Annotated in this window: 8 protein-coding genes; all 8 read left to right on the top strand. The window is 59.9% G+C overall.

From position 1 onward, the window contains the following. Positions 1–307: 307 nt before the first annotated feature. The 8 genes from BFP93_RS25955 (at position 308) to BFP93_RS25920 (ending at position 6999) form a co-directional block, all read left to right on the top strand. The gene (locus tag BFP93_RS25955) at positions 308–1747 is read left to right on the top strand and encodes an aminotransferase-like domain-containing protein (protein ID WP_065895461.1); all 1440 of its coding nucleotides are present in this window, start codon (positions 308–310) and stop codon (positions 1745–1747) included. Positions 1748–1841: 94 nt separating this feature from the next. Continuing rightward, positions 1842–2333, top strand: a complete 492-nt coding sequence (locus BFP93_RS25950; RefSeq protein ID WP_065895460.1) for a translation initiation factor 2 — start codon at positions 1842–1844, stop codon at positions 2331–2333. Between the two features lie 160 nt (positions 2334–2493). After that, on the top strand, positions 2494–2748 hold the full coding sequence (locus tag BFP93_RS25945; RefSeq protein ID WP_065895459.1) for a YkgJ family cysteine cluster protein: 255 nt from the start codon (positions 2494–2496) through the stop codon (positions 2746–2748). A 41-nt stretch (positions 2749–2789) separates the two neighbouring features. Further along, entirely contained in the window at positions 2790–3395 is a 606-nt protein-coding gene (locus tag BFP93_RS25940) for an START domain-containing protein (RefSeq protein WP_065895458.1), read from the top strand. A 79-nt stretch (positions 3396–3474) separates the two neighbouring features. Beyond that, complete coding sequence (locus BFP93_RS25935) at positions 3475–3735, top strand: hypothetical protein (protein WP_065887803.1); 261 nt, start codon at positions 3475–3477, stop codon at positions 3733–3735. Between the two features lie 217 nt (positions 3736–3952). Then, entirely contained in the window at positions 3953–4294 is a 342-nt protein-coding gene (locus tag BFP93_RS25930; RefSeq protein WP_057721151.1) for a ribonuclease E inhibitor RraB, read from the top strand. Between the two features lie 453 nt (positions 4295–4747). Continuing rightward, on the top strand, positions 4748–6157 hold the full coding sequence (locus tag BFP93_RS25925) for a circularly permuted type 2 ATP-grasp protein (protein ID WP_065895457.1): 1410 nt from the start codon (positions 4748–4750) through the stop codon (positions 6155–6157). Positions 6158–6195: 38 nt separating this feature from the next. Beyond that, the gene (locus BFP93_RS25920) at positions 6196–6999 is read left to right on the top strand and encodes a transglutaminase family protein (RefSeq protein WP_065895456.1); all 804 of its coding nucleotides are present in this window, start codon (positions 6196–6198) and stop codon (positions 6997–6999) included. The last annotated feature ends 46 nt before the right edge of the window (positions 7000–7045 follow it).

The following is a 7045-nucleotide window of genomic DNA, read 5'->3' as shown; positions in this document are numbered from 1 at the left end:
AGTGGCCGTTACCGCAGAAACGGATATGTACTCGTTCCAATCCAACATCCTGGTCGGCCAGAGGCCGCCATCGGGGGCAAGCCCCCTCCCACATTTGGACCGAGATCGACACCAACATCCTGGTCGGCCTAGAGGCCGCTATCGGGGGCAAGCCCCCTCCCACATTTCGTCAGGTGTACGCCCTTACAGTTTTTTCTGTCACTGCGGCCCGTGCTCGACTATTGTGGCAACTGTCCCCGTACACTTCTAAACTGTGCCGGTATGTTTCACACAAAAATAAAATACCCGTGAAATCGAGTGCTGCGTCATGACCAATCTGTTGCTCTACCAACGTATTGCCCAGCAATTGGCTGAGGACATCCGGCGGGGTGTCTATCAGCCGGGGGAGCGCGTGCCTTCGGTGCGCAAGATGAGCTCCCAGCTCAATGTGAGCCATGCCACGGTGCTGCAGGCCTATGCCAACCTGGAAGACCAGGGGCTGATCAGGGCGCGGCCGCAATCGGGTTATTACGTGCACCAGACACCGGCACTCACGGCGCCGACGCCGGATATCGCACGGGTTGAACGTCCGGGGTTGGTCACCCGCAGCAGCATCATCCAGCAAGTGTTGGTCGAGTCGCGCCGCGAAGGCGTATTTCCCCTGGGCGCGGCGGTGCCGAGTGTGGATTACCTGCCGGTCCGGGCGTTGCACCAGCAACTGGCCAAGGTCACGCGCTTCCAGAGCCCGCGCGCGTTCAGCTACATGTTCAGCCCGGGCTTTGAACCGCTGCGCCGCCAGGTGGCGATTCGCATGCGCGATGCCGGCGTGGTGGTGGACCCCTCCGAAGTGGTGATCACCCACGGCTGCGTCGACGCGTTGCAGATGTCCCTGCGCGTGCTGACGCGCCCCGGCGATCTGATCGCCGCCGAGTCACCGACCTATTACGGTTTGCTGCAACTGGCCGACCTGCTGGGCCTCAAGGTTATCGAGATCCCCAGTGACCCGGCCACCGGCATGAGCCTTGAGGCCCTGCAACTGGCCGCCAACCAGTGGTCCATCAAGGCGTTGGTACTGACCACGCGCTTGAGCAATCCCCTGGGCGGGACCATGCCCGAAGAGCGGCAGAAACAGTTACTGCGCCTGGCCTCGGATTTCGATATCCAGATCGTCGAGGACGATATCTACGGCGAGCTGATGTTCGAACTGGGTCGCACCAAGGCCCTGAAAGCCTATGACCGTCTTGACCGGGTCATCTATTGCTCGAGTTTTTCCAAGACCTTGTCCCCCGGCGTGCGCATCGGCTGGATGATTGCCGGCAAGTACCAGCAGGAAATCCAGCGTCTGCAGATGTTCAGCACCCACTCCGCGTGCAGCGTCACACAGATGGGCGTTGCCGCTTACCTGGAGAATGGCGGTTACGACCGGCACCTGCGTTACATCCGCCAGGAATACCGCAAGAACCTCAGCGCTTTTCAACTGGCGGTGCAGCAGTATTTTCCGGAAGGCACACAGATGACCCGCCCGACCGGCGGCTTTATTTTGTGGGTCAGTTTGCCAGGAAGGGTCAATACCCAGGAACTGCACGTGCGCGCTCTGCAACAGGGCATCAGTATCGCACCGGGGCTGATCTTCAGTAATACGGAACAGTTCAACCACTGTATCCGGCTCAATTGCGGTACCCCGTGGAACCGCGAAGCAGAGCGTGCGCTGATGACCCTGGGAATGCTTGCCAGCCAGTTGTGCCAGGAGACGGCGGCGGGTATTTGAGGGGGGTAAAAGGGGACAGGATTGATCTCCATGCTTGTCATAATCCGCACAACAGGCGAGCATATGGCCTTCTGCCGTTAACGCTGTTGGCGATATGACCTCTATTTTTCGCGCTGTCTGGATAGTTGGCTTGTTAGGCCTGTGCAACGCTGGCACTGCGCTGGCGGCATCGCCGGTCACGCAATCCCAGCCCGCCGCAAGCGCCGGGCAGGACGCCGCCGGGCAAAAGCCGGCACCGGTAAAGAAAGCGCCGCAGACGAAGAAAAAAACCGCCAAGTCAAAAAAGCGCGCACCCGTGGCGAGCAAATCCAAGTCCGCTCGCGAAGTCGCCCAGACCAAACTGCCACCGGCACAGTTGGACCTGTCTTTACCCTCGAACATGGTCAGGCTGTTGCAACCCATCGGCACCATGCCCAAGCCCAAGAGCGTGCCGTTGTTGCCGCCAATGTTCAGTGAAAAACCTTCCGACAACAGCGCATTCCAGATCAATGGCCGCTTGCTCAGCAACGAGATGAAGCTGCAATTGCGTAACGATGAGCGGCGTGATGTGGAAGGTGCCGCGCTGGATTTCGAATTCAAGCGATAAACGTTCGATCATCGGTGACCCACGGCCCTGACCATTTGTCGCAGACTGGTCAGTCATCTTTGTTTTGTGCGAAAAACCCCTGTTGGACCATTTTAAAACGGCTGTTTAAGGGCGTACTCTAGCCCGGCCATCCCATTGAGTCGTCGAGGACCTGCTGGTCATGAAATGCCGTGAAGGCTGTGGCGCTTGCTGCATCGCCCCCTCCATCAGTTCGCCGCTGCCGGGAATGCCCCAGGGCAAACCTGCGGGCGTTCGCTGCCTGCACTTGTCGATCGAACAACTCTGCCAGTTGTTCGGCCAACCGGAGCGGCCGGCAGTGTGCAGCGCTTTCAAGGCAGATATCGACGTCTGCGGCAACGACCAGGCCGATGCGATCCGCTTGATCGGCTGGTGGGAGCAGATGACGGCGGCTTGATGGGCTTTACTATCGGAACTTCAACAATAAGGAATACATCGATGGGTTCGCTGAAACGAATGGCTGTGGTCTGTGGTTTTACAATGATGTTCGCCGGTGCTGCCCAGGCCGAGGACTGGCAAGTGGCCAAGGACGAGGACGGGATCAAAGTGTCCCTGAGCGAAGTGGCCGGTTCCAAGTACAAGGCCTATCGCGGGGTGACCGTGATCAAGGCGCCAGTGGCGAAGATCGTTGCACTGCAGGAGGACGTAGCGGGCGCCTGCAAGTGGATTCATGAGTGCAAATCGCAAAAGCTCGTCGACAAGAAAGGCGATGAGGCCTGGACCTACACCCAGTTCAAGGCGCCGTTCCCGGTGACGGACCGTGATTCGTACATCCATGTCACCACCACCCGGTCCGCTGACGGTACCGTCACCCGCAAACTGGAGGGTGTGCCGACCTACAAGCCTGAAGAAAAAGGCTATGTGCGGGTCGCCCAGGTGCAAGGTGCCTGGACACTGGTGCCCAAAAGCGCCAACGAGACCGAAGTGACCTACCAGGTGCACACCGAGCCGGGCGGCAGCGTGCCGTCGTGGCTGGCCAACAAGTTTGTGGTGGACGCACCGTTCAACACCTTGAAAGCCCTGAGGGAACGCGCCGAGAAGTAAGCGCGGCGAATCCTGTGCCTCCTGCCTTGAGTGGAACGTTTGGTGAGCCCTCAAGGTCCAGATAGATGTGAGCCCACACATGGGTTTTATCGAGGAGGCACCGATGCCGAAGTGGAACATTTCTTTCATCAATGACCGTGGTGAGCCGGTAGTCGAGCAATTTGACTGCGATCATGAGCCGACGCTGGAAGAGGCCGCACAGATGGTGCGCATACGCGTGTCGCCGGTATTGGAAAAGCTGGACCTCAACGATCTTGCCGATCGTGTTCCCGATCCTACGGTCAAGAGCTTGCACGACCAAAATGGTATCAAAGACCTCAGGGTCGAACCCGCCGCCTGAATATTCCCTGCATGCCATCTTTGCGCCTCTGGTGCAGGTGGTAGCTTCGCGCTACTCTGCAATCGAGATCAGCGAATCAATCGCTCAGGTCTGGTCTTGTCAGCTACATGCTTGTTTTCCTGCGGTGGTCATTGCCGTGGTACCCGCGCCAGTAGCGCGCGGGCTTCAGCTTCAGGAAGCACGGAAAGTCTATCCATCAGTCTGAGGAGGACGTTTCATGAGCACAGCCTATCAAGAAGACATCAGCACCAACGTTCTGCGCCGCATGAAAGAAGGCGGCTTCGACTTCTCACGCTTTCACCCCATCGAGTTCTACGCCATTTTTCCTGATGAAGAACGGGCGCGCAGGGCTGCGGGTCGATTTCGTGGAGAATCGCTGAACGCCCAGGTCAGCGCACGCGACGATGGTGCCTGGTACTTGGAGTTGAGCAAAATCATGTCTGCAACCTACGACGGTATAGGAGACTTCGAGCAGGACTTTGAGGCAGTGGTAGAGCCGCTTGGCGGGATCATCGAAGGCTGGGGCGTCAAGCAGGAGGTGCGTGGGTTACCCATGTAGCGTTTATGAGCAACACAGCACATCGGCTGACCTTTGGGTCGGCCGATTTTGTTTGAGCCGCCCGCCAATGTTCGCAACGCGCAGCGCGCTTTGTGTGCGCCCAAAAAAAAGCCACCCGAGTAGGGTGGCTGAAAGGGAAGATCGAGGAGCCGATCAGTACACGAGCTGACACGGTACTGGCTGTGCAAAGGGTTTAGCTGTAGGACATGTCCTTTTCAGCCGATGGAGATGATTATCCGCAGGTGCGGGCGGGCAGTGAAATCAACTCTGACTATGCTGGTGATAGTCAGAGGTCGCATCGCCATGAAGCGTGCGGCGAAACTCCGGTGATTACGCGCACCAGGACGGTGCAGTGAGAAGCCCCGGGTTGTCCAGGTTTTTGATTTTCAAGTGTTTATGCCGCTGGCACGGGCCTTGCGAAGGTCCATGCGTCCGGGTGACAAGGAGTACGGCATGATCCGCACTTATTACGATGAAATGTACGATGGGGCAGGGCAGGTCCGGCCCCATTACCGCCAGTTTGCCCGTTGGTTGGCCGATACCCCAGCCGAACTGCTGGCCCAGCGTCGGCGCGAGGCCGATTTGCTGTTCCATCGTGCAGGGATCACCTTCACGCTTTATGGGGACGAGCAAGGGACCGAGCGCTTGATTCCCTTCGACACCATCCCCCGCAGCATCCCGGCGAGCGAATGGCGAATGGTCGAGCGCGGCTGTATCCAGCGGGTCAAGGCGCTGAACATGTTCCTCGCTGACCTGTATCACGAACAACGCATCATCAGGGCCGGGATCATTCCCGCCGAACAGGTGCTGGCCAACGAGCAATACCAGTTGGCCATGCAGGGCCTGAACCTGCACCGTGATCTGTATTCCCACGTCTCCGGGGTCGACCTCGTTCGCGATGGCGACGGCACTTACTACGTACTGGAAGACAACTTGCGTACGCCGAGCGGCGTCAGCTACATGCTTGAAGACCGCAAGATGATGATGCGCCTGTTCCCGGAGCTGTTCGCGGCCCAGCGTATTGCGCCGATTGATCATTACCCCAACCTGTTGCTCGACACCCTGAAAAGCGCCAGCCCCCTGGATAATCCCAGCGTGGTGGTGCTGACCCCGGGGCGCTTCAACAGTGCGTTTTTCGAGCATGCCTTCCTTGCCAGGGAAATGGGCGTGGAGTTGGTGGAGGGCGCCGATTTGTTCGTGCGCGATGACCGCGTATTCATGCGCACCACCGACGGCCCCAAGGCGGTGGACGTGATCTACCGCCGTCTCGACGACGCGTTTCTCGACCCCCTGGCCTTCAACCCGGCCTCGATGCTCGGCGTGCCGGGCCTGCTGGCCGCCTACCGTTCGGGCAATGTCGTGCTGGCCAATGCCATCGGCACCGGGGTGGCGGATGACAAATCGGTCTACCCCTTCGTCACCGAGATGATCCGTTTTTACCTGGATGAAGAACCGATCCTGCAGAACGTTCCGACGTTTCAATGCCGTAAGCCCGACGAGTTGTCCCACGTCCTGGCCCACTTGCCCGAGTTGGTGGTCAAGGAAACCCAGGGCTCCGGCGGCTACGGCATGCTGGTGGGCCCGGCGTCCACCGCTGCGGAAATCGAGGCGTTCCGCGCACGCATCAAGGCCAAGCCCCACGCCTATATCGCCCAACCCACCCTGTGTTTGTCCACTTGCCCGACGTTTGTAGAAAACGGCATCGCCCCACGGCATATCGACCTGCGCCCGTTCGTGCTGTCCGGCAAGGACACCCGCGTGGTGCCCGGTGGCCTGACCCGTGTAGCGCTGCGCGAAGGTTCGCTGGTGGTCAATTCGTCCCAGGGCGGCGGCACCAAAGACACCTGGGTGGTCGAGGATTGACCTGTGTTGATTAAAAACTGTTCCCCCCTGGAGGCGGCATGAGACTCTCCATCAGCCACGAAACCACCTACCGCTACGAAGACCAGGTGCGCGCCAGCATCCAGTATCTGCGCCTGACGCCCCACGACAGCGAGCGCCAGCACGTGCTCAGCTGGCAGCTTGACCTGCCGCGCCCTGTGCGGGCGCAGGTGGACCCGTTCGGCAACATCCTGCATGTGCTGACGCTGGACGAACCTCACGACTCCATCATTATCGGCGCCCGTGGCCAGGTGGATATCGACGAGCTGCGCGAGGCTGAACATGAGAGCCAGTCGGCCTTTCCGTTCCTGCGCGGCACGCGCCTGACCGAACCCGACGAAGCCCTGCGCGGTTTTGCCCGGCAGCACTGCCACCAGCGGCGTGACCGCACGGCCCTGATCGACCTGATGCAGGCCTTGAACCAATCGATGCGCTACACGCCGGGCGCCACCCAGGTCGACACCTGCGCGGCGGAAGCCTTCGCCGGCCACGCGGGCGTCTGCCAGGACCATACCCATGCGTTCCTGGCCTGCGCGCGCAGCCTGGGCATTCCGGCGCGGTATGTATCAGGGTATTTGTACACCGAAGACACTACACACCTGGCCAGCCATGCCTGGGCCGAAGCCTGGCTGGACGACGCCTGGTACAGTTTTGATGTGACCAACCAGTTGGCCCGGCCGGAGCGGCACTTGAAGCTGGCCGTGGGCCTGGACTATCTGGATGCCTGCCCGGTGCGCGGCATGCGCCGTGGGGGCGGGCATGAGCAAATGCATGCCAAGGTGTTCGTGGCGCCGAGCCCGGTGATTTCCGTGCAACAGCAATAATCTGAAGACCAAATGCAGTTCGAAAATGTGGGAAGGGGATTGCCCT

Source organism: Pseudomonas sp. 44 R 15 (assembly GCF_900004965.1).
Classification (GTDB): Bacteria; Pseudomonadota; Gammaproteobacteria; order Pseudomonadales; family Pseudomonadaceae; genus Aquipseudomonas; species Aquipseudomonas orientalis_A.
The sequence above is the reverse complement of the archived record's forward strand: the minus strand, read 5'-3'. Positions and strand labels throughout refer to the sequence as shown.